This window comes from Rhodococcus cerastii (assembly GCF_033042195.1).
In the GTDB taxonomy this organism is placed as follows: domain Bacteria; phylum Actinomycetota; class Actinomycetes; order Mycobacteriales; family Mycobacteriaceae; genus Rhodococcoides.
This window is the reverse complement of sequence record NZ_JAWLKF010000003.1, coordinates 1-23,271: the sequence shown is the minus strand read 5'-3', so window position 1 is coordinate 23,271 and position 23,271 is coordinate 1. Positions and strand designations below refer to the sequence as shown.

Here is a 23,271-nt window from a genome sequence, read left to right as displayed (position 1 = left end):
ACTGTACGGCGACAGTTGTCGTGCGGGTCGACCGGTCGACATCGGGCCCTGCTATCGGATCACACCGAAAGCAGGGTTTTTTCGTTGCAGCGGTTCACATCGCTGCGGGGAATGTCGAGGATCGACGGCGACGGGCTGTGCCAGTGGCAGGCGGTCGGGTTGCACACCACACCGCACTACCTAGGAGGCCCCATCAGCACTGAGACCCGCATCAACGATCGCATCCGAGTTCCCGAGGTCCGGCTTGTCGGACCGGGTGGTGAACAGGTGGGGATCGTGCGTGTTGAAGATGCACTCCGCTTGGCTCTCGAAGCCGACCTCGATCTTGTAGAAGTAGCTCCCGACGCACGTCCGCCGGTCTGCAAGATCATGGACTACGGGAAGTTCAAGTACGAGGCTGCGCAGAAGGCGCGCGAATCGCGCAAGAACCAGACGCTCACCGTCATCAAGGAGCAGAAGCTCCGTCCCAAGATCGACGCGCACGACTACGAGACGAAGAAGCGCAACGTCGTTCGCTTCCTCGAAGCCGGCTCGAAGGTCAAGGTCACCATCATGTTCCGCGGTCGCGAGCAGTCGCGTCCCGAGCTCGGCTTCCGTCTGCTGCAGCGCCTGGGCGCGGACGTCGCGGAGCTCGGCTTCGTGGAGACCTCGGCCAAGCAGGACGGCCGCAACATGACGATGGTGTTGGCACCGCACAAGGGTGCCAAGACTCGCGTCAAGGCACAGGAGAGCGCAGCGGCACCGCCCGCGCAGCGCGCACCGGCCCCCGCGCCGGAACAGCCCGTCGATGCAGCCCCGGCTGCCGAAGCACCGGCCGCAGCAGCTCCGGCTACTCCGGCGCAGACCAACTGAGCCTCGCGCTCTACCAGTAAGACAGCCCTACACCTGCTTCGGTACACAGCTGGTCCGTAGCGATGTACGGCTGTGCCATGCAACACCGAAGAGCTATTACAGAAGAAGAGGATTTCATGCCCAAGCAGAAGACCCACAGTGGTGCCAAGAAGCGATTCAAGGTGTCCGGCAGCGGCAAGATCCTGCGCCAGAAGGCCGGCCGTCGCCACCTGCTCGAGCACAAGCCCACCAAGGTGACTCGTCGCCTCGATGGTGTCGCCGTTGTCAAGAAGGCCGACGTGCCGCGGATCAAGCGCCTGCTCGGCATCTGATTCGGCCCGCCGCCGACTGATTTCGGTCGGCTTCATCCCATTACCATTCGGGGTTTCACACACCCCCAGATCGACAGGATTCACCAGTGGCACGCGTAAAAAGGGCCGTCAACGCCCAGAAGAAGCGCCGTTCGATTCTCGAAGCGTCCAAGGGCTACCGCGGACAGCGCTCACGTCTGTACACCAAGGCCAAGGAGCAGCAGCTCCACTCGCTGACCTATGCGTACCGGGACCGCCGCGCGCGCAAGGGTGACTTCCGCAAGCTGTGGATCACGCGTATCAACGCTGCAGCTCGCGCCAACGACATCACGTACAACCGCTTCGTCCAGGGCCTCAAGGCCGCGGGCGTCGAGGTCGACCGCAAGATCCTCGCCGAGCTCGCTGTGTCGGATGCTGCGGCGTTCGCAAGCCTGGTCGCCATCGCCAAGGCCGCACTGCCTGCCGATGTCAACGCTCCGGCCGGAGAAGCAGCCTGAGCGAGTCGACGTACGACGACTCAACACCGAAACGGCCCGTGGATTCGCTGACCGAGCGAACTCCGCGGGTCGTTTCGGCCGTCAAGCTCGCTCGAGCCGCGGAACGCAAGAAGGCCGGGCTCTTTCTGGCCGAAGGCTTCAATGCTGTGTCCGAGGCGGCCCGGTCCCGGTTGGTTCGTGAGCTGTTCTTCACCGCGGATGCTCTCGAGCGCCACCGCGACCTCATCACGTCCATCGAGGCGGGTGGCGCACGAGTTCATCCGATCACCGACCGTGCTGCGAAAGCCTTGTCCGACACGGTCACTCCGCAGGGTCTCATCGCGGTCACCGAGTTGGTCGACGTCCCGATCGTCCGTGCGTTGGCCGGAACACCGCGGCTGGTGGCCGTACCGGTGGAGACGGCCGAGCCGGGCAATGCCGGGACTGTGATTCGCGTCGCCGACGCGGCAGGAGCGGATTCGGTCGTTCTGCTGGGCGATTCGGTGGATCCCCACAACGGCAAATGCGTCCGCGCCTCGGCGGGCAGCGTGTTCCATCTGCCCATCGCTCGGGAGCGATCGATCGAGTCCGGGATCGACGCGTTGCGCAGGGCGGGTCTGACCATCGTCGCGACGGCCGCCGATGGCGAAGTGGACTTGGACGACGCGGACGAGCTGCTCACGCAACCGACCGCGTGGTTGTTCGGCAACGAGGCACACGGACTCTCGGAGTCCGTGACGCGCGACGCCGATCACCGCATTCGAATCCCTATCCACGGCCGCGCCGAGAGCCTCAACCTGGCGACCGCCGCGGCGATCTGCCTGTACGCGAGTGCCAGGGCGCAGCGACGCTCCGAAACCCCGTGAGCAGGTCTCACCTAGGATCGATACCTGTCTGTTCTGAGCAGACACCGACTATTACTCGAGGAGTGCAGCTGTCGTGGCGAAGAAAGATGGCGGACCCGAGCCGGTAGATCCGTCCGTTCTCGAGGAGTCCGCGCTCGGATCCGCAGTGGACTCGGCCGAGCAGGCGTTCGCCGACGCGTCGGACCTCGATGCTCTGACCAAGGTCAAGATCGATCACGTGGGCGGCAAGGCTCCGTTGGCACTGGCGCAGCGCGCGCTCGGTGCGATCCCGGGGGACCAGAAGGCGGACGCGGGCAAACGCGTCAAGGCAGCGCGTGATCGAGTGCAGAAGGCCTTCGACGAGCGACGCGCCGTGCTGTCGGCCGAGCGTGACGCCGCCATCCTGGTCGCAGAAACCATCGACGTGACACTGCCGACCGACCGAGCTCCCGTCGGTGCCCGGCACCCGATCTCGATCATCGCCGAACAGGTTGCCGACGTGTTCGTCGGAATGGGCTGGGAGGTCGAAGAAGGCCCCGAGGTAGAGACCGAACACTTCAATTTCGACGCGCTGAACTTCCTGCCCGACCACCCGGCACGCACGATGCAGGACACGTTCCACATCGCGCCGGAGGGTTCGCGTCAGGTTCTGCGCACTCATACCTCCCCGGTGCAGGTTCGGTCGATGCTCTCGCGTGAGGTTCCGATCTACGTCGTCTGCCCGGGACGGACGTTCCGCACGGACGAACTCGACACGACGCACACTCCGGTCTTCCATCAGGTCGAGGGTCTTGCGATCGACAAGGGCCTGACCATGGCGCACCTGCGCGGCACACTGGATGCGTTCGCGAAGGCGTTGTTCGGCAACGACACCCGTACACGCATGCGCCCCAACTACTTTCCGTTCACCGAGCCGTCGGCCGAGGTCGACGTGTGGTTCCCGAAGAAGAAGGGCGGGGCCGGTTGGGTCGAGTGGGGTGGCTGCGGAATGGTCAACCCGAAGGTGCTGCAGGCCAGCGGCATCGATCCCGAGGTCTACACCGGATTCGCGTTCGGAATGGGTCTCGAGCGGACGCTCCAGTTCCGCAACGACATCCCGGACATGCGCGACATCGTCGAGGGCGACATCAGGTTCACTTTGCCCTTCGGTGTTCAGGCCTGACGGACGTTCTTCACCCGCCCCACTTCTTCTCGGATACAAGAAAGAGCTGAGCACACGTGCGAGTCCCACAATCCTGGCTGACCGAGGTCCTGCACGCGGGGACGCCCGACTGGGCCGTCTCGCCCGAGGAGCTCGACGCCGGTTTCGTGCGGGTCGGGTTCGAGGTCGAGGAACTCGATTCGCTGGACAACGTGACCGGACCACTCGTGGTCGGTCGGGTCAGTTCCATCGAGGAGCTGACCGAGTTCAAGAAACCGATTCGCTTCTGCCTGGTGGACGTCGGAGCAGCCGAGCCACAGGAAATCGTGTGCGGGGCCAGGAACTTCGCCGAGGGTGACCTGATCGTGGCCGCGCTGCCGGGCAGCGTCCTGCCCGGGGGATTCGCCATCGCGTCGCGCAAGACCTACGGCCGCAACTCCAACGGCATGATCTGCTCGACGCTCGAACTCGGGTTGGGTAAGGATCACTCCGGAATTCTGGTGCTGCCCGAGGGCACGGCCGCTCCGGGTGACGACGCCAAAGCCGTTCTCGGTCTGCTGGACTCGGTCATCGAGCTCAACGTGACCCCGGATCGCGGCTACGCCTTCTCGGTCCGCGGCCTCGCCCGCGAACTGGCCTGCAGTTTCGATCTTCCGTTCGTGGATCCGGCGCGCACGGTCCCCACCGAGGTCACCGGTGACGCCTGGTCGGTCAGCGTCGAACCGAACTCGGGCGCATCGCGATTCGCGTTGCGCAAGATCGTCGGCATCGATCCGACGGCGACGACGCCCTGGTGGATGCAGCGTCGACTGCTGCTGGCAGGCGTACGCCCGATCTCGGCGGCCGTCGATGTCACCAACTACGTGCTCCACGAACTCGGCCAGCCGCTGCACGCATTCGACGCGGCCAAGCTCGACGGCGATCTGGTCGTCCGCCGCGCGAACGCGGGGGAGAAGCTGACCACGCTGGACGGCGTCGAGCGTTCTCTCGATGCCGAGGACGTCGTCATCGCCGACGGCTCGGGAGCGATTTCGTTGGCCGGTGTCATGGGCGGCGCGTCCACCGAAGTCGACGACTCGACCACCGAGGTCGTGCTCGAAGCGGCATCGTTCGATCCGCTCGCGGTGTTCCGCACCGGTCGTCGCCACAAGCTCTCCAGCGAGGCCAGCAAGCGTTTCGAGCGGACCGTGGATTCGGCTCTGCCTGTCGCAGCACTCGATCGGGCCGCACAGTTGTTGGTCGAGATCGCCGGCGGCCGGATCGAGCCCGTGTTGACCGATATCGGCGAGGCAGCCGAATATCCCACGGTCACGATGGACTTCGACCTGCCGGACCGAATCGCCGGAGTGCAGTACCCCAACGGAACCGCTGCCCGACGGTTGACGCAGATCGGTTGCGGAGTCGAGGTATCGGTCGACGACGCCGGACACGGCCAGCTCATCGTCACCCCGCCGTCCTGGCGACCGGATCTGGTGCAGCGCGCCGACCTGGTGGAAGAGGTGCTGCGGCTCGAAGGGCTCGAACAGATCCCGTCGGTACTGCCGTCGGCCCCGGGCGGTCGTGGCCTCACTGCCGAACAGAAGCGCAGGCGTGCCGTCGGCAAGGCACTCGCGTTCTCCGGGTACGTCGAGGTGTTGCCTCCGGTGTTCCTGCCCAAGGGCGTGTTCGACACGTGGGGTCTCGACGCGGACGACCCACGGCGCGCAACCACCTCGGTGCTCAATCCACTCGAGGCCGACCGTCCCGAGCTCGCGACCACTGTGCTTCCCGGTTTGCTCGAGATGCTGAGCCGGAACATCGCGCGCGGTCAGCGAGACGTCTCGCTGTTCGGCATTGCTCAGGTGGTGCTCCGACACGATGCCACCGCAGCTGTGGACGCGTTGCCGGTCGACCGTCGTCCCACCGACGACCAGATCGCCATGCTTCGTGGTTCGTTGCCGGCGCAGCCGGTGCACGTGGGCATGGTGCTGACCGGTCAGCGTGAGTTGTCGGGTCCGTGGGGTCCCGGCCGCGCGGCAGAGGCCGCCGATGCGTTCGCTGCGGTACGTACGGTTGCCGAGGCGTCCGGAGTGCACGTCGATCTTCGGGCGGCGCAGCACCTTCCGTGGCATCCGGGTCGGTGCGCGGAGGTCCTGCTCGACGGTGAGGTCGTCGGATACGCGGGCGAGCTGCATCCGGCCGTGCTCGAGCGGGCGGGCCTGCCGCCGCGTACGTGTGCCGTCGAGTTGAGTTTGAGCGCTCTTCCCGTCGTCGAGTCGCTCCCTGCCCCCGAGGTGTCGCCGTATCCGGCGGTGCTGCAGGACGTGGCAGTGGTGGTCGACGCATCCGTACCTGCGGCGTCGGTGGAAGCCGCGCTCACGATCGGCGGGGGCGACCTGCTCGAGTCGATCCGGCTGTTCGACGTCTACGAGGGCGAACAGGTCGGCGAGGGTCGCAAGTCGCTGGCATTCGCGCTGCGGTTCCGAGGTGCAGACGGCACCTTGACCGAGGATCAGGCAACGGCTGCACGCGATGCGGCGGTCGACGCGGCATCGAAGGCCGTCGGAGCGCAGTTGCGCAGTTGAACAAGCGCAGTTGCGCAGTTGAACAAGCGCAGTTGCGCAGTCGATCCGTGCACACCCGGGCTCCGGTGTCCGTAGCGTGGAGTCACGAGTACGACGGGTGACGGGAGCAGCGCATGAGTGAATTCGGAACAGACGGTGCGGCGACGGATCTTCAGGTGATCGAGGAGATCCTGGCTGCAGTGGCCGGTCGGTCCCGGTTGGCCCCGGTGGCGGCAGCCGCATCGGCGCTGGCGGTCGAGTTGCGCAATGCTGAGCCCGAATCCACTGGACCCGATCGCGGTGCACCACCCGGGACGGTTCCCGACGTCGACGTTCCGCAGGTGACCAAGCCGCGGATCGACCAGCCGCTCGGTGATCCACCGCCGGGGGCTCCGCTCGGCGGCACGGTTCCGGGGATAATCGATGCGGAGCTGGTCGAGGACCAGCCCGTCGGTAGCGGATACGGTGCCGGTGCGGTGAGCGCGCCGATCGGTGACTTCACCGATTCGGGGGTGCCCACGTGGGACGGTGTACGCGACAAGGTCGAACAGCGATCGGGCACAGCCGTCGGCGCGGAGGAACTGGACCGAGAGTCCAGGGCGGGCCGTGACCTCGACGAGCAGTGGAACGAGCGGCAGGACGCCGGCCGAAAGAAGCTCGACGAGATCCGCAGGTCCATGGGCGGACGTTGACACACCGGACCCGTTCATGAATGAGCTTGCATGATGCTGCATAATAAACCGCATGACTATTTCGGAGGCCACGCCGAGGCGCATCGCGGTGGCGGGCGCAAGTGGGTACGCCGGCGGCGAGATTCTTCGATTGCTGCTCGGGCACCCGGGAGTGCGCGACGGTTCGTTGGTCATCGGCACGCTGACCGCGGGCGGCAATGCCGGTGCGACGCTGGGTGAATTCCATCCCCATCTGTTGCCTCTCGCAGACCGCGTTCTCGCGCCGACCACCGTCGACGAGCTCGCGGGTCACGATGTCGTGTTCCTGGGGCTCCCGCACGGCAAGTCCGCCGAACTCGCGCTGCAGCTGCCCGAGTCCGTGGTGATCATCGACTGCGGGGCCGACTTCCGCCTCACCGACGGTGCGGCCTGGGAGAAGTACTACAAGAGTCCCCATGCGGGCAGTTGGCCGTACGGATTGCCGGAGTTGCCGGGCTGCCGTGAGCGATTGGTCGGTGCCACTCGCATCGCGGTTCCCGGGTGTTACCCGACGGTGTCGTCTCTCGCGCTCGCACCTGCCGTCGCCGCAGGCATCATCGAGCCCCGCGTCAATATCGTTGCCGTCAGCGGTAGTTCGGGTGCCGGCCGAGCTCCGAAGGCCGATCTTCTCGGTTCGGAGGTGATGGGTTCGGTTCGGGCGTACGCGGTTGCGGGCGCGCACCGCCATACTCCCGAGATCGTGCAGAACCTCTCGGCGCTCGCCGGTAGCGCTGTTGCAGTGTCCTTCACGCCGGTTCTCGCACCGATGCCTCGCGGAATCCTGGCCACCTGCACCGCGATCACCACCGCCACGCAGGCGCAGGCCGTCGAGGTCTACGAGAAGGCATATGCCGCAGAGCCGTTCGTGCACGTGCTTCCAGCCGGTCGCCTTCCGCAGACCGGTTCGGTCATCGGGTCGAACGCCGTGCAGATGAGCGTGTCGGTCGATGCGGACGCCGGCTTGCTCGTCGTGATCGCCGCCATCGACAACCTGGCCAAGGGCACGGCAGGAGCCGCCGTCCAATCCATGAATCTTGCACTGGGAATCACCGAGACCGATGGTCTCTCTACCGTAGGAGTAGCACCATGAGCAGCGTCGGGAGCCAGGCGGAGGCCGTCGGCATGGTGGCGGGCAAGCTCGTGCGCACGCAGGGTGTCACCTGTCCTGCGGGTTTCCGCGCTGCCGGTATTCCGGCCGGAATCAAGGCGAGTGGCAAGTCCGATCTGGCCTTGGTGTTCAACGAGGGTCCCGATTTCGCTGCGGCGGGTGTGTTCACCCGCAACAAGGTCAAGGCTGCGCCGGTGTTGTGGTCGCAGCAGGTGCTCTCCACCGGACGGCTGCGCGCGGTGATTCTCAATTCCGGTGGTGCCAATGCCTGCACGGGTGCGCCGGGCTTTCAGGACTCGCACCGTACAGCCGAGGAAGTGGCGTCCGCACTGAGCAATTGGGGTTCCGAGACCGGAGCGATCGAGGTTGCCGTGTGCTCGACGGGTCTCATCGGTGATCGGCTCCCGATGGACAAGCTGCTGCCCGGCGTGACCGAGGTGGTGCACGAACTCGCGGGTGGAATTTCGGGTGGCACCGATGCGGCGTACGCGATCATGACCACCGACACAGTGCCCAAGCAGGCGGCCGTTCATCATGCCGACAAATGGAACGTCGGCGGTATGGCCAAGGGGGCAGGCATGCTCGCACCGTCGTTGGCCACGATGCTCAGCGTCATCACCACCGATGCCGTCGCCACCGCGGACCAGTTGGACAAGGCACTGCGCGCGGCGACTCGAATGTCCTACGACCGGCTCGACGTCGACGGCGCGTCCTCGACGAACGACACCGTGCTACTGCTCTCGTCCGGAGCCAGCGGAGTCGCACCGTCTCAGGAAGAACTCGACGCCGCGGTCCTGGCGGTGTGCGACGACCTGGCCGACCAGATGATGGCCGACGCGGAGGGCGTCACCAAGCGGGTGCGGATCACCGTGTCGGGCGCGATGAGCGAGGACGACGCCCTGATCGGCGCGCGCGCGGTCGCCAGGGACTCGCTGACCAAGACGGCCCTGTTCGGGTCGGATCCCAACTGGGGTCGGGTGCTCGCGGCTATCGGTATCGCCCCGATCGAGCTCGATCCGGATCGAATTGCCGTGTCCTTCAACGGCAATCCGGTGTGCATCGACGGCGTGGGAGCGCCGGGGGCTCGGGAGGTCGATCTGTCCGGTGTCGACATCGCGGTGACCATCGATCTCGGTCTCGGCGCAGGGTCGGCCACCATTCGAACCACCGATCTCTCGCACGCGTACGTCGAAGAGAATTCGGCGTACTCGTCATGACCTCGGCCGCTCAGCAGTTGACGGCCGCGCAGAAGGCTTTCACGCTCGCCGAGGCTCTGCCCTGGCTACAGCGATTCTCGGGCAAGATCGTCGTCGTGAAGTACGGCGGAAACGCCATGATCGACGACGATCTGAAGCGGGCGTTCGCGGCCGACATGGTGTTTCTGCGCACCGTCGGAATCCATCCGGTCGTCGTTCACGGCGGCGGGCCACAGATCTCGGCCATGCTGACCAGACTCGGCCTGACAGGTGAATTCCGCGGCGGATTCCGCGTCACCACCCCCGAGGTCATGGACGTCGCGCGGATGGTGCTGTTCGGGCAGGTCGGGCGCGAGCTCGTCGGCCTGATCAACGGCCACGGTCCCTACGCCGTGGGAATCTCCGGTGAGGATGCGCACCTGTTCACCGCGACGCGGCGCACCGTGCTGGTCGACGGCGCCGAGACCGATATCGGTCTCGTCGGCGACGTCACGTCGGTGAACCCCGCAGCGGTCTTCGATCTCATTGCGGCAGGACGTATTCCGGTGGTGTCCACCATCGCTCCCGACCGCGACGGCGTCGTCCACAACATCAACGCGGACACTGCGGCAGCGGCGCTGGCCAGTGCCATCGGTGCCGAGAAGATGGTGGTGCTCACCGATGTCGAAGGCCTGTACACGGATTGGCCCGATCGCAGCTCGTTGACCTCCGAGATCGATGCGTCCACGCTCGAGGCGTTGCTGCCCTCGCTCGACGCCGGGATGGTGCCGAAGATGGAAGCGTGCCTGCGGGCGGTTCGAGCCGGTGTTCCGTCGGCTCATGTCATCGACGGTCGCGTCGAACATTCCGTGCTGGTGGAGCTGTTCACCGGTGAGGGAATCGGCACCATGGTCACCCCCGATCACTCGTCTACGTCAGGAGTCACGCCATGACCGGCACCGAGTCCACCCTCGATCTGCAACAGCGGTGGTCGAATTCGTTGATGGACAACTACGGTGTTCCGCGCGTGGCGCTCGTCCGCGGCGAGGGTGCGGTGGTGACGGACGCCGACGGAAAGCAGTATCTGGACCTGCTCGCGGGTATCGCCGTGAACATTCTCGGACACGCCCATCCGGCGGTGATCGAGGCGGTCACCACTCAGCTGTCCACTCTCGGGCACACCTCGAATCTCTATGCGACAGAACCCGGTATCGCGTTGGCCGAGCAATTGCTCGCGCACCTCGGTGCCGGGGCCACCGGCCGGGTGTTCCTGTGCAATTCGGGAACCGAGGCCAACGAGGCGGCGTTCAAGATCGCTCGCCTGACCGGCCGCCCCAACATCGTGGCAGCCGAGAAGTCCTTTCACGGCCGGACGATGGGCGCTCTCGCACTGACCGGTCAGCCGGACAAGCGGACCCCGTTCGAGCCGATGCCTGCCGGCGTGCACCACGTTCCGTACGGCGATGTGGCCGCGCTGGAAGCCGTCGTCGATTCCGATACCGCCGCAGTGTTTCTCGAACCGATCATGGGCGAGGGCGGAGTGGTGGTTCCGCCCGAGGGATACCTCCTCGCTGCGCGCGAGATCACCGCGAAGCACGGTGCACTGCTGGTCCTGGACGAGGTGCAGACCGGTATCGGCCGAACGGGATGGTTCTACGCCCACCAGTCGGTCGGCATCGTGCCCGACGTCATCACACTCGCCAAGGGTCTGGGCGGCGGCCTGCCCATCGGGGCCTGCATCGGCATCGGAGCGGCGGGGGAGTTGCTGCATCCGGGCAAGCACGGCACCACGTTCGGTGGTAACCCTGTATGCGCGGCGGCGGCTCTGGCCGTGCTGCGCACCATCGCCGACGAGGACCTGCTCTCGCACGCCGACAGCATCGGCAAGACCATCGCACACTCCATCGAGAATCTGGATCATCCTCTGGTGAGCCATGTTCGGGGTTCGGGCCTTCTCCTCGGTGTGGTCCTCACCGCCGCCGTCGCACCGGCGGCCGAAGCCGCCGCGCGCGAGGCAGGCTTCCTCCTCAACGCGGCCCAGCCCGACGTGCTCCGGCTTGCACCACCGTTGATCATCACCGAAGAGCAAGCCGCGTCGTTCGTGACGGCGTTACCGGCAATTCTCGACGCAGCACAGGAGGCTCATCAGCCATGACCGTTCAGCATTTCCTCCGGGACGACGACATCACGCCCGCGCAGCAGGGTGAAATCCTTGCTCTGGCAGCCGAACTCAAGCGTGCTCCGTTCTCGAAGCGTCCGCTCGAGGGCCCCAAGGGGGTCGGCGTCATTTTCGAGAAGAACTCGACACGGACCCGCTTCTCGTTCGAGATGGGCATCGCGCAGTTGGGTGGTCATGCCGTGGTGGTGACGGGCCGCGACACCCAGTTGGGTCGTGAGGAGACGCTGCAGGACACGGGGCGGGTGCTCTCGCGCTATGTCGAGGCGGTCGTGTGGCGCACGTTCGGGCAGAAGCGGCTCGAGCAGATGGCGACCGGCGCAACGATTCCGATCGTCAACGCCCTCTCCAACGAGTTCCACCCGTGCCAGGTTCTGGCGGATCTGCAGACCCTGATCGAGCACAAGGGAAATCTGCAGGGGCGGACCTTGGCCTACTTCGGTGACGGTGCCAACAACATGGCGCACTCGCTGCTCATCGGCGGAGTGACGGCCGGGCTGAACGTGCGGATCGCTGCGCCCAAGGAATTTGCGCCGCTCGGCTACGTTCTCGACGCGGCGCATGCGCGTGCCGAGGAAACCGGGGCCACCATCACCATCACCGAGGACCCGGTCGAGGCCGCGGCCGGTGCCGATGCGCTCGTCACCGACACCTGGACGTCGATGGGCCAGGAGAACGACGGTCTCGATCGCGTCGCACCGTTCCGGCCGTATCGAATCGATTCGGACCTGCTCTCGAAGGCCCAGTCGGACGCCGTCGTGCTGCACTGCCTACCCGCACATCGCGGCGAGGAGATCACCGACGAGGTGCTCGACGGCCCCCAGAGTGTTGTCTGGGACGAGGCCGAGAACCGCCTGCACGCGCAGAAGGCACTGCTTGTGTGGCTCCTCGAACAGGCCCGACGACCATGAGCGAAGACGTCACTGCGGTGCCGTTGACCGCGTCGACCCGCGCGGGCAGGCAGGCACGGATCATCGCGTTGCTGGCCACCCATCAGGTGCGCAGTCAACCGCAGCTGGCGTCGTTGCTCGCAGCCGAGGGGATCGACACCACTCAGGCCACCCTCTCGCGGGACCTCGAGGAACTGGGTGCCGTGAAACTGCGCGCGCCGGACGGTGGAGTGGGGGTGTACGTCGTGCCCGAGGACGGCAGCCCGGTCCGGGGAGTGTCCGGCGGCACCGACCGACTCCTGAAGTTGCTGGGGGAGTTGTTGGTGTCCACCGATCACAGTGGGAACCAGGCCGTCCTTCGCACGCCACCGGGCGCGGCGCACTACCTGGCCAGCGCTCTGGACCGTGCTGCGATGCCGGAGATCGTCGGGACCATCGCCGGTGACGACACGATTCTGTTGATCGCCCGCGAGCCACACACCGGTGGCGAGGTCGCGGACAAGATCGAAAAGCTTGCTCGACGCGGTAACTGAGATCCGGTTACCCATCATGCGCATCAAGAACAACGAAGGAGCTTGAACACCATGGCCGAACGCGTCATCCTCGCCTACTCCGGCGGACTCGACACCTCCGTCGCCATCAGCTGGATCGGCAGGGAGACCGGCAAGGAGGTCGTTGCCGTCGCCATCGATCTGGGGCAGGGCGGCGAGGACATGGACGTCGTGCGCCAACGCGCACTCGATTGCGGCGCAGTCGAATCCGTCGTCGTCGATGCCAGGAACGAGTTCGCCGACGAGTACTGCCTGCCGACCGTGCAGTCCAACGCGCTGTACATGGATCGGTATCCCCTCGTGTCGGCGATCAGTCGTCCGCTCATCGTCAAGCACCTCGTGGAGAACGCGCGGGCGCACGGCGGAACCGTTGTCGCACACGGGTGCACGGGCAAGGGCAACGACCAGGTTCGCTTCGAGGTCGGCTTCAACACCCTCGCCCCCGAGCTCGAGGTGTTGGCACCGGTTCGCGACTACGCGTGGACGCGCGAGAAGGCGATCAAGTTCGCCGAGGAGAACGACATCCCGATCAACGTGACCACCAAGTCGCCGTTCTCTATCGACCAGAACGTCTGGGGACGCGCGGTGGAGACCGGCTTCCTCGAAGACCTGTGGAACGCGCCGACCAAGGACGTCTACGACTACACCGAGGATCCGACGGTCAACTTCCAGGCTCCGGACGAACTGATCGTCTCGTTCGACAAGGGTCGCCCGGTCGCGATCGACGGTCGCCCGGTCTCGGTGCTCGAAGCGATCCAGGAGCTCAACACTCGTGCGGGAGCGCAGGGTGTCGGCCGGTTGGACGTGGTCGAGGATCGGCTCGTCGGCATCAAGAGTCGTGAGATCTACGAGGCACCCGGTGCCATGGTGCTCATCCGCGCCCATGAGGAGCTCGAGCACGTGACCCTCGAGCGCGAACTCGGTCGCCACAAGCGCCACACCGACCAGAAGTGGGCCGAGCTGGTGTACGACGGCCTGTGGTATTCCCCGCTCAAGGGTGCTCTCGACACGTTCGTGGAGCACACGCAGGAGCACGTCTCCGGCGATATTCGCCTGGTTCTGCACGCGGGCGGGATCATCGTCAACGGACGCCGCAGTGGCGAGTCGCTGTACGACTTCAATCTCGCCACCTACGACGAGGGCGACACGTTCGACCAGTCCGCGGCCAAGGGATTCGTTCAGCTGCACGGATTGTCGTCGAAGATCGCCGCGAAGAGGGACCTGGGCCTGTGACGAATTCGGAGACCGCACACGGAACCAACGAAGGTTCGCTCTGGGGCGGCAGATTCGCATCGGGGCCGGCCGCCGCCATGGCAGCGTTGAGCAAGTCGACGCACTTCGACTGGGTCCTCGCGCCGTACGACATCCGCGCATCCATGGCGCACGCCCGAGTGCTGAACGGTGCCGGACTGCTCACCCCGCAGGACCTCGAGACAATGCTCGACGGTTTGCAGCGCCTCGCCGACGATGTCGCGTCGGGCGCGTTCGTGGCAGCCGTGTCGGACGAGGACGTGCACGGCGCTCTCGAACGCGGGTTGATCGACCGGGTTGGACCGGAGGTCGGTGGCCGGCTGCGCGCGGGCAGGTCGCGCAACGATCAGGTGGCCACACTGTTCCGCATGTGGCTGCGCGACGCGGTTCGCCGGGTGTCGGTCGGCGTTCTCGATGTGGTCGACGCGTTGGCCACCCAGGCAGCGGCGCATCCGACGGCCGTCATGCCGGGCAAGACGCATTCGCAGGCCGCGCAGCCGGTGTTGCTGGCGCATCATCTGCTCGCGCACACCCATCCGTTGTTGCGCGATGTGCAGCGCTTCGCAGATTTTGACACGCGAGCAGCGGTGTCCCCGTACGGTTCCGGTGCCCTCGCCGGTTCGTCACTGGGTCTGAGTCCGGAGAAGATCGCAGCCGAGCTCGGGTTCGACTCGTCCGCCGAGAACTCGATCGACGCCACGTCCTCGCGCGACTTCGCCGCCGAAGCAGCCTTCGTATTGGCGATGACGGCAGTCGATCTGTCACGGTTCGCCGAGGAGGTCATCTCGTGGAGCACTCCCGAGTACGGCTACGTGACGTTGGCCGATGCGTGGTCCACCGGCAGTTCGATCATGCCGCAGAAGAAGAATCCGGACGTCGCGGAGTTGACCCGCGGAAAGACCGGACGATTGATCGGTAATCTGACCGGACTGCTGGCCACGCTCAAGGCGCAGCCGTTGGCCTACAACCGTGATCTCCAGGAAGACAAGGAGCCGGTGTTCGATTCGGTGGCGCAGCTCGAGCTGTTGCTGCCCGCGCTCACCGGATTGACGGCGACGCTCGAATTCCACACCGAACGCATGGCCGAGCTGGCACCGGCCGGGTTCACGCTCGCCACCGATATCGCCGAATGGATGGTGCGGCAGGGGATTGCGTTCCGCGTTGCTCACGAGGCTGCAGGAGCCTGCGTCCGCGCGGCCGAGGCGCGAGGCGTCGGGCTGGCGGATCTGACCGACGAGGAGCTGGCCGCGATCGATCCGTCCCTCACTCCGGCCGTTCGTGAGGTTCTCACGGTGGAGGGTTCCATCTCGTCGCGGGATGCGCGTGGTGGCACGGCCGCTGTGCAGGTTGCGCATCAGCTCGGGGGCGTGCGGGCCACGGCCGCGACCCTGCGCGCATGGGCCGAGGAACCGGTGTTGCGGCACTGAGTGCGCAATCGATATCCATGCCGGTTTCCTCGAGTGTGATGTGAGAAGCTTTCGTCACGCGAAGATCGATGCCGGTCGTTCGTCGGGGCCGAACGCAGGAGTGTATTTGTGGGACTGAATGCAGACGCCGTACGTGGTCCACTGCGCCGTGCCATCGCCACGGCGCAGAACGGTCTCGAGGTCATCCGTCTCGGTGGTCTCGAGACCGAGGTGGATCCGTCGCCGTTTCGGGTGATGGACCGCGAGCCGATGTATCGGCTTCGACGGTACTTCCCCGACGATGTGCCTGCCGACAGTCCTCCGGTGGTGCTCATTCCGCCGATGATGGTCTCCGCGGACGTCTACGACGTGACGACCGACCAGGGCGCTGCCGGGATCCTGCACGGCATGGGGCTGGATCCGTGGGTGGTCGACTTCGGCTCGCCGGATACAGAAGAAGGCGGGTGGGGCCGTACGCTCGCCGATCACGTCGTGGCGATCAGCGAGGTCGTCGACAAGGTGCACGAGCACACCGGCCGCGACGTCCACCTGGGTGGTTACTCCCAGGGCGGAATGTTCTGCTACCAGGCGGCCGCGTACCGAGGCGGCCGAAATCTGGCCAGTCTCATCACGTTCGGGGCTCCGGTCGACACGCTCGCCGGTCTGCCTCTCGGGATCCCCGCCGGCGTGGCCACGCGGGGAGCGGAGTTCCTGGCCGATCATGTGTTCACTCGGCTCGCTGTATCGGGGTGGATGGCGCGGACGGGATTTCAGCTACTCGATCCGGCGAAGACCGTGCGATCGCGAGTGGATTTTCTGCGTCAGCTTCACGACCGTGAGGCGCTGTTGCCGCGCGAGCCGCAGCGACGCTTTCTGGCGATGGACGGGTGGGTGGCGTGGTCCGGCCCGGCCGTTGCGGAGTTGTTGAAGCAGTTCGTCGTTCACAACCGCATGATGACCGGCGGGTTCGTCATCAAGGACAGGTTGTTGACCCTGGCCGAGCTCACCGTGCCCGTGCTCGCCTTCGTCGGCGAAGTCGACGACATCGGTCAACCGTTGGCCGTGCGCGGCATTCAGCGCGCAGCTCCGCGCGCCCAGGTGTTCGAAACCACTTTGCGTGCAGGTCATTTCGGCTTGGTTGTCGGCAGTACCGCGGCTGCGCAGACCTGGCCGACGACGGGAAACTGGATTCGGTGGCGTGAGGACCTCGGGCCGAAGCCGGAGGCGGTCCGCGTGATGGAGCGCGAGGACCACGGCGATTCCGACAGCGGCGTGTCGATCACCAATCGCCTGATCCACACTGCTGCCTCCATCGCAGAGGTGGGCGTCGGTGTCGGCCGCGGGTTGGCATCGGCGGCGACCGGCGCAGTGCGTGGTACCCGCGAGATCTCTTCCGAGGCCGTGCGTACGTTGCCGAGGCTCGCCCGCCTCGGGCAGATGCAGCCGCACAGTCGAGTCTCGTTGGGCCGCTTGATCGCCGAGCAGGGACGTAAGTCTCCGAACGGAGAGTGCTTCCTGTTCGACGACCGAGTGCACACCTACGACGCTGTCAACGTCCGCATCGACAACGTGGTGCGCGGACTGATCAGTGTCGGGGTGCGACCCGCGTCGCGCATCGGTGTGTTGATGGAGACTCGTCCCAGCGCATTGGCCGCGATGGCGGCGCTCTCGCGGATCGGGGCCGTACCTGTTCTGCTGCAGCCGGGCAGCGACCTGACCGCAGCCCTGCGAACCGTCGACGTCGACACGGTGATCGCCGATCCGGAGAACGCTGCGGCGGCGGTCCCGGTGGCGCCGAACGTCCTGGTGCTCGGCGGCGGTGAGACTCGGCGCCTCGACATCCCGTCCGGCTACGAGGTGGTCGATCTCGAGGCCATCGATCCCGACGCGGTGCGTCTGCCTCAGTGGTACGAGCCGGATCCCGGTCGTGCCCGCGAACTGGCGATGATCCTGTTCACGACCACAGATCGCGGTCTCGAACCGCGATACATCACCAATCATCGCTGGGCGTTGTCGGCGTTCGGTACCGCGACGACGGCCGCGCTCGGACCCGGCGATACTGTCTATTGCCTTGCCCCGCTCCATCATTCGGCCGGGATTCTTGTCACGATCGGTGGTGCGCTTGCGGGCGGGTCACGCATCGCACTTTCCCGTGGTCTCGAGCCCGAGCGGTTCAGCGAAGAGGTGTATCGCTACGGCGTCACCGTCGTGAGCTACACCTGGACGATGATGCGGCAGATCCTCGACGATGGCCGGTTCCCGGTCGACTCCGGCCACCCGGTGCGCCTGTTCATCGGCTCCGGTATGCCGGTGGGGCTGTGGCGTCGCACGCTGGCGCGGTTCAGCCCGGCTCGGGTGCTCGAGTTCTACGCATCCACCGAGAACGACGTCATCCTGGCCAATGTGGCCGGCTCGAAGATCGGCTCCAAAGGCCGTCCGCTGCCGGGCAGTGCACGGGTTGCGTTGGCGGCCTACGACCCCATCACCTGCCGCCTCGAAGAGGACGACGACGGTTTCGTTCGGCAGTGCCGTGACGACGAGATCGGACTGCTCCTCGGCCGACCGAGCGGGGACGGCGAAGCGACCAGCCATGTCATGCGTGGAGTCTTCGAGCCCACAGACGCCTGGATCCCCACCGAGAACCTCTTCCGCCGCGATTCCGACGGCGATTACTGGCTCGTCGACCGTAAGGACACCGTGGTGCGCTCGGCGTGCGGTCCCGTGTACACCCAGCCGATCGTCGATGCGGTAGGTGACCTGGATCAGGTCGATTCGGCCGTGGTCTACGGAGTGCGGGTGACATCCGATCGGCCACGATCGGTGCGCGTCGAGGCGTCGGCCACCGAGGTCGCCGTCTGCGCCATCTCGCTGCAACCGGAGGCGGTGATCACCGCTCGTGCATTGACGGACGCACTCGGAGTGCTGCTCCCGGCCGAGCGTCCGGCGATCGTGCACGTGGTGCCCGAGATTCCGGTGGGACGCGCGTACCGACCGACCGCGACGGCGTTGAAGAAGGTCGGCATTCCGACGCCGAGTGCACGTTCGTGGTTCTACGACTCCGAGTCGAACGGCTACCGTCGATTGACGAAAGCTGTTGTGGCCGAACGGTTCGTCGGGCGTGAGGCCGCGGCCGAAAAATCGTCGTAGGAACGAGTCGGCACGGAAGAATACGGGTTCGGTAGCGTAAGCGAGTACACCACTCCGGTTCGACCGGAGCAGAGCAAAGGACACCTGTGGCAATCGATTCGACACTGCTTTCCATACTCGCGTGCCCGGTGGACAAGGGCCCGCTGCTGTTGATCGAAGGGGAACTGCTCTACAACCCGCGACTGCGGCGTGCATATCCGATCGAGAACGGCATCCCGGTGTTGCTCGCCGACGACGCCCGCGATGTCGACGACGCCGAGCACGAGTCGATCCTGGCTCGCGCCACGTCCTAGAACTCTCGGCCGCGCGCCGGGTTCGTCGACTACTGGGTTCGTCGACTACTGCGTTCGTCGACGCAATGTCGCGGCGGCTCCGCTCAGCGCAGCGACGGTGAACGCCGTGACCACGGCGATGTCGGTCCACATGCGCCCGGTGACTCCGGGGTACCTGGATACCTCCTGGAGCGCGTCGACCAGGTAGCTCAGCGGCAGGACATCGCTGATCGTGCTCAGCCAGTTCGGCATCTGGTCGCGCGGCACCAGGAGTCCGCACAGAAACAGCTGTGGAATCACGACCACCGGCATGAACTGGACGGCTTGGAACTCGGTGCGAGCGAATGCGCTGCACAGCAGTCCGATGGCGACCCCGAGCATCGCTCCCAGGACTGCGATCACCAGTACCCAACCTACCGAGCCCTCGATGTCGAGCCCGAGAAATCCGAACGCGACGGTGCATGCGAGTACCGCCTGTCCGATGGCGGCCAGCGAGAACGCGGACCCGTAGCTCGCGAGCAGATCCAGTTTGGACATCGGAGTCGTCAGCAGGCGTTCGAGCGTTCCCGAGGATCGTTCACGCTGCATCGAGATCGACGTGATCAGGAACATGACGACGAACGGCAGGATGCCGAGCATCGTGATGGCGATCCGATCGAACAACGGCTGCTGATCAGGCGGGGTCGGCACGTCTCGGTACAGGTAATACAGCAACACCATCAGCAGGGACGGAACGAGCAGCACCATCGCCACCGATCGATGGTCTGCTCGTAGCTGTCGCAGTATGCGGCCCGTGCCGGCTGCGTAGATCCGCGCGTTCACGATGTCTCCTCGGTGGATCTGATGAGGGACAGGAATGCGCGATCGAGGGTCGTTTCGTTCGTGCGCGCGAGTAGCGCGTCCGGGCTCGAGTGGGCGAGAACGGTGCCGTCGCGCATCAGAACGAGACGGCTGCAGTGCTCCGCCTCTTCCATCACGTGGCTCGAGACCAGCACCGTTGTGCCGCTTGCCGCGATATCGGCGAAACGCGACCACAGCTCCGAGCGCAGCACGGGATCCAAGCCGACCGTCGGTTCGTCGAGGACGATCAGTTCGGGTTCGGCAACCAGCGCGCTGGCCAGGGAGACCCGCCCCAGTTGGCCGCCGGAGAGTTCGCCCGCCCGTGACGACGTGTGGTCGGCCAGCCCGACCGATGCGATGGCGGATGCCACGTCCGCGCGCCGGCGACCGTACAGCGACCCGAAGTACTGCACGTTCTCGCGAACGGTGAGATCTCGGTAGACGCTCGGTGCCTGGGTCACGTACCCGACTGTGCGGCGCAACGGTGCCGAGCCGGCCGGCGATCCGAGTACCGTCACGGTTCCGCTACTGACGATCTGAGTGCCGACGATCGATCGCATCAGAGTCGTCTTACCGCAGCCCGATGGACCGAGAAGTCCGGTGATGACACCACGGGGGATTGTCAGGGACAGATTGCTCAGCACCTTTCGTTTGCCGCGGCGAACCGTCAGCCCTGTGATCTCGACGGCGTGTTCACCGGTGAACGCCATAGCGGCCTCCAGACTTGTCGGATGTCGAAGTCATAGCCCCGTCGGCGCTCGGTGGTCAAGGGCGAAGCATCATGGAAGCGATGAATGTCGCTGACTTGGAGATCGGGGAACCCGACGCCGCAGCCCGACGCATCCTCGGCGGAACCGTCACCGTGGGCGACGTGTCGGTGCGCATCGTGGAAGTCGAGGCCTACGGTGGTCCGCTCGATGGTCCATGGCCGGATCCGGCGGCGCATTCCTTCCGGGGCCCGACCCCTCGCAACGAGGTGATGTTCGGTCCTGCGGGGCGTCTGTACGTCTACCTGAGCTACGGCATGCATCTTTGTGTGAACGTGAGCTGCGGCCCGGACGGTACGGCCGCTGCGGTGTTGCTTCGAGCGGGTGAAGTGGTGGCCGGTCACCATGTCGTCGAGACCAGGCGCGCCGGCCGCGGTCCGCGGTCCGCACCGGTCGAGGCCGGTTGGGCCCGCGGGCCCGGAAATCTCGGTCGAGCCCTTGGCGTCTCGCTGGCGGACAACGGATCGGACGTGTTCGACGCGTCGTCGGCCGTCACCCTCGAATTACTGGAGCGCCCGTTGAACGAGAAGGCGGTTGCATCCGGCCCACGGGTAGGGGTGAGTTCGGAAGCCGATCGTCCGTGGCGCTTCTGGGTGATCGGGTCGCAGGCGGTGTCGAGCTACAAACGCAGTCCCCGCGCCACCGCTCCCGGTGGCTCGGAGGCCTGACCGACGCCTGGATGCGTCCATACGGGAGGATCGACGTCGTGAGTGAGAACATCATCGACGAAATGACCTGGCGTGGACTGATCGCACAGTCCACCGATGTGGACGCGCTGAAGAAGGCTACGTCCGAGGGCCCGATCACGCTGTACTCCGGTTTCGATCCGACAGGTCCCTCGCTGCACGCAGGGCACCTCGTGCCGTTGCTGGCGCTCAAGCGTTTCCAGCGGGCCGGCCATCGCCCGATCATCCTCGCCGGAGGTGCGACGGGATTGATCGGTGACCCTCGCGATGTAGGGGAGCGCACCATGAATTCCCCCGAGGTCGTCACCGAGTGGGCCTCGCGTATCCGTGGTCAGCTCGAACGGTTCGTCGACCTGGACGAGAGCCCGACGGGTGCAGTGGTGGTGAACAATCTGTCGTGGACGGGGGAGCTGTCCGCGATCGATTTCCTTCGCGACATCGGTAAGCACTTCTCGATCAACGTCATGCTTGCTCGCGAGACGGTGAAGAACAGGCTCGAGAGCGACGGAATGTCGTACACCGAGTTCAGCTACATGCTGTTGCAGGCGAACGACTACGTGCAGCTCCGCAGGCAATACGGCTGCAGTCTTCAGATCGGCGGCTCCGACCAATGGGGAAACATCATCGCCGGGGTGGAGCTGAACCGGCGCCAGGACGCCGAGTCGGTGCACGCCATGACGGTTCCGTTGGTCACCTCCGCCGACGGCAAGAAATTCGGCAAATCCACCGGAGGCGGCAGCCTGTGGCTCGACCCGGAGATGACGAGCCCGTACGCCTGGTACCAGTACTTCGTGAACACCGGTGACGCAGACGTGGTGAAGTACCTGCGCTGGTTCACCTTCCTGTCGAAGGACGAGTTGGCAGAACTCGAGACGGCGACAACCGAGCGTCCGCACGCGCGTGAGGCGCAGAAGCGCCTGGCCGCCGAGATGACCACGCTCGTCCACGGCGAAGCCGCGACTCGCTCGGTCGAACTGGCCAGCCAGGCGCTCTTCGGGCGGGCCGAACTGACCGAACTCGACGAGAAGACGCTCGCCGCCGCGCTACAGGAAGCGTCTGTGGCCGACATCGAGGCCGGTGCACCGAACACCATCGTCGATCTGCTCGTCGCTACGGGGTTGAGCGAGAGCAAGGGCGCTGCCCGACGCGCAGTCAAGGAGGGCGGCGCATCGGTCAACAACGTCAAGATTTCCGACGAAGAATGGACGCCCGGTGCGGACGATCTCCTGCACGGCCGGTGGTTGGTGGTCCGACGCGGAAAGCGGAACTTCGCAGGAGCCCGAATCGCCGGCTGAATCTTCGATTGTTGTCAGTGGGCGGAGTCACATCCATGTAATTTGGTTACGACGCCCGTCAGGTGGGTAAGTGACCGGTTGCGACCAGGTCGTTCACGCGAATCACGTGTGAACGACCTGGGGATTTGACGCGTTGTTATCCGGGGCGTAACTTTGTCCAGGTCAGAGCGACACGGACGCCAGCCCAGACCGCAAGGCCTGAGCAACGCGGAGTTCGCTTCCGACACCATGAAGATGTCAAAGCCGACAGGTTCGACTTCTTCACGGATGTGAAGCCAGTTTGACTGCGCTTGATCATCTGATCTAAGCTGGAACGGTTGCCCCGGACATCTACGAGCTTCAGCTCGAAGGTGAATGGTGTGTGCGTGTTCTTTGAGAACTCAACAGTGTGTCGATGAATGTCAGTGCCGAATGTTTTTGGCGCTCATGCCTTTTGGGGTGTGAGCGTGACATCTTCTTGCTTCATTCTTCCCGTCTGAGGTGAGAAGGTTTTATTTGTTTTGCTAGTTGAGTTTTTTGCTAGTGATTTGACTCTTTATGTTTATGACTGATTTGCAGTTTCGACTGTTGATCGAGAGTCTTTTACGGAGAGTTTGATCCTGGCTCAGGACGAACGCTGGCGGCGTGCTTAACACATGCAAGTCGAGCGGTAAGGCCTTTCGGGGTACACGAGCGGCGAACGGGTGAGTAACACGTGGGTGATCTGCCCTGCACTCTGGGATAAGCTTGGGAAACTGGGTCTAATACCGGATATGACTGCATGCCGCATGGTGTGTGGTGGAAAGATTTATCGGTGCAGGATGGGCCCGCGGCCTATCAGCTTGTTGGTGGGGTAATGGCCTACCAAGGC

Annotated in this window: 21 protein-coding genes and 1 rRNA gene; 20 read left to right on the top strand and 2 right to left on the bottom strand. The window is 65.3% G+C overall.

The window, feature by feature from the left end; translation table 11 throughout:
• The first annotated feature begins 111 nt into the window (after positions 1-111).
• From infC to R3P93_RS06885, 17 genes are all read left to right on the top strand, one after another.
• Complete coding sequence (infC, locus tag R3P93_RS06965; RefSeq protein ID WP_394855269.1) at positions 112-852, top strand: translation initiation factor IF-3; 741 nt, start codon at positions 112-114, stop codon at positions 850-852.
• Positions 853-968: 116 nt separating this feature from the next.
• Entirely contained in the window at positions 969-1,163 is a 195-nt protein-coding gene (gene rpmI / locus R3P93_RS06960; protein WP_008715923.1) for a 50S ribosomal protein L35, read from the top strand.
• 86 nt (positions 1,164-1,249) lie between these two features.
• Positions 1,250-1,639, top strand: a complete 390-nt coding sequence (gene rplT / locus R3P93_RS06955) for a 50S ribosomal protein L20 (RefSeq protein WP_032378959.1) — start codon at positions 1,250-1,252, stop codon at positions 1,637-1,639.
• A gap of 38 nt (positions 1,640-1,677) precedes the next feature.
• A complete protein-coding gene (locus tag R3P93_RS06950; protein WP_317532700.1) occupies positions 1,678-2,484 on the top strand; it encodes a TrmH family RNA methyltransferase in 807 nt (268 codons plus the stop codon).
• Between the two features lie 73 nt (positions 2,485-2,557).
• On the top strand, positions 2,558-3,625 hold the full coding sequence (pheS, locus tag R3P93_RS06945; protein ID WP_317532699.1) for a phenylalanine--tRNA ligase subunit alpha: 1,068 nt from the start codon (positions 2,558-2,560) through the stop codon (positions 3,623-3,625).
• 56 nt (positions 3,626-3,681) lie between these two features.
• Positions 3,682-6,168, top strand: a complete 2,487-nt coding sequence (gene pheT / locus R3P93_RS06940) for a phenylalanine--tRNA ligase subunit beta (protein WP_094640073.1) — start codon at positions 3,682-3,684, stop codon at positions 6,166-6,168.
• A gap of 113 nt (positions 6,169-6,281) precedes the next feature.
• Positions 6,282-6,839 (top strand): hypothetical protein, encoded by a 558-nt coding sequence (locus tag R3P93_RS06935; RefSeq protein ID WP_068050959.1) that lies wholly within the window; start codon positions 6,282-6,284, stop codon positions 6,837-6,839.
• 52 nt (positions 6,840-6,891) lie between these two features.
• Positions 6,892-7,947, top strand: a complete 1,056-nt coding sequence (argC, locus tag R3P93_RS06930) for an N-acetyl-gamma-glutamyl-phosphate reductase (protein ID WP_094640072.1) — start codon at positions 6,892-6,894, stop codon at positions 7,945-7,947.
• Positions 7,948-7,979: 32 nt separating this feature from the next.
• Positions 7,980-9,182 carry a bifunctional glutamate N-acetyltransferase/amino-acid acetyltransferase ArgJ gene (gene argJ, locus R3P93_RS06925; protein ID WP_317532863.1) on the top strand — a complete coding sequence of 401 codons (1,203 nt, stop codon included), beginning with the start codon at positions 7,980-7,982 and terminating at the stop codon, positions 9,180-9,182.
• Positions 9,179-10,093, top strand: coding sequence for an acetylglutamate kinase (argB, locus tag R3P93_RS06920; RefSeq protein WP_317532698.1), 915 nt, complete (start codon positions 9,179-9,181; stop codon positions 10,091-10,093). Before argJ ends, argB begins: the two co-directional genes overlap by 4 nt.
• A complete protein-coding gene (locus R3P93_RS06915; RefSeq protein WP_317532697.1) occupies positions 10,090-11,295 on the top strand; it encodes an acetylornithine transaminase in 1,206 nt (401 codons plus the stop codon). Before argB ends, R3P93_RS06915 begins: the two co-directional genes overlap by 4 nt.
• Entirely contained in the window at positions 11,292-12,227 is a 936-nt protein-coding gene (argF, locus tag R3P93_RS06910) for an ornithine carbamoyltransferase (protein ID WP_094640068.1), read from the top strand. The genes R3P93_RS06915 and argF overlap by 4 nt, the downstream gene beginning before the upstream one ends.
• A complete protein-coding gene (locus tag R3P93_RS06905; protein WP_037192611.1) occupies positions 12,224-12,739 on the top strand; it encodes an arginine repressor in 516 nt (171 codons plus the stop codon). Before argF ends, R3P93_RS06905 begins: the two co-directional genes overlap by 4 nt.
• 51 nt (positions 12,740-12,790) lie before the next feature.
• Positions 12,791-13,990: an argininosuccinate synthase gene (locus R3P93_RS06900; protein ID WP_317532696.1), complete on the top strand. Its 1,200-nt coding sequence runs from the start codon at positions 12,791-12,793 to the stop codon at positions 13,988-13,990.
• Positions 13,987-15,435, top strand: coding sequence for an argininosuccinate lyase (gene argH / locus R3P93_RS06895; RefSeq protein WP_094688524.1), 1,449 nt, complete (start codon positions 13,987-13,989; stop codon positions 15,433-15,435). Before R3P93_RS06900 ends, argH begins: the two co-directional genes overlap by 4 nt.
• 108 nt (positions 15,436-15,543) lie before the next feature.
• Positions 15,544-18,561: an AMP-binding protein gene (locus tag R3P93_RS06890; RefSeq protein ID WP_317532695.1), complete on the top strand. Its 3,018-nt coding sequence runs from the start codon at positions 15,544-15,546 to the stop codon at positions 18,559-18,561.
• Between the two features lie 86 nt (positions 18,562-18,647).
• Positions 18,648-18,854 (top strand): Trm112 family protein, encoded by a 207-nt coding sequence (locus tag R3P93_RS06885; RefSeq protein ID WP_037192601.1) that lies wholly within the window; start codon positions 18,648-18,650, stop codon positions 18,852-18,854.
• A 45-nt stretch (positions 18,855-18,899) separates the two neighbouring features.
• On the opposite strand, the gene R3P93_RS06880 is transcribed toward R3P93_RS06885, so the two are convergent.
• A complete protein-coding gene (locus R3P93_RS06880; protein ID WP_068050939.1) occupies positions 18,900-19,655 on the bottom strand; it encodes an ABC transporter permease in 756 nt (251 codons plus the stop codon).
• Positions 19,652-20,383, bottom strand: a complete 732-nt coding sequence (locus R3P93_RS06875) for an ABC transporter ATP-binding protein (RefSeq protein ID WP_094688526.1) — start codon at positions 20,381-20,383, stop codon at positions 19,652-19,654. Before R3P93_RS06875 ends, R3P93_RS06880 begins: the two co-directional genes overlap by 4 nt.
• An 80-nt stretch (positions 20,384-20,463) precedes the next feature.
• Here R3P93_RS06875 and R3P93_RS06870 point away from each other — a divergent pair, with 80 nt between their 5' ends.
• The 3 genes from R3P93_RS06870 to R3P93_RS06860 form a co-directional block, all read left to right on the top strand.
• Positions 20,464-21,108 (top strand): DNA-3-methyladenine glycosylase, encoded by a 645-nt coding sequence (locus tag R3P93_RS06870; RefSeq protein WP_317532694.1) that lies wholly within the window; start codon positions 20,464-20,466, stop codon positions 21,106-21,108.
• A 38-nt stretch (positions 21,109-21,146) separates the two neighbouring features.
• Complete coding sequence (gene tyrS, locus R3P93_RS06865) at positions 21,147-22,421, top strand: tyrosine--tRNA ligase (protein ID WP_094688527.1); 1,275 nt, start codon at positions 21,147-21,149, stop codon at positions 22,419-22,421.
• A 581-nt stretch (positions 22,422-23,002) separates the two neighbouring features.
• Positions 23,003-23,271 (top strand): 16S ribosomal RNA (locus tag R3P93_RS06860); the annotation flags it as partial.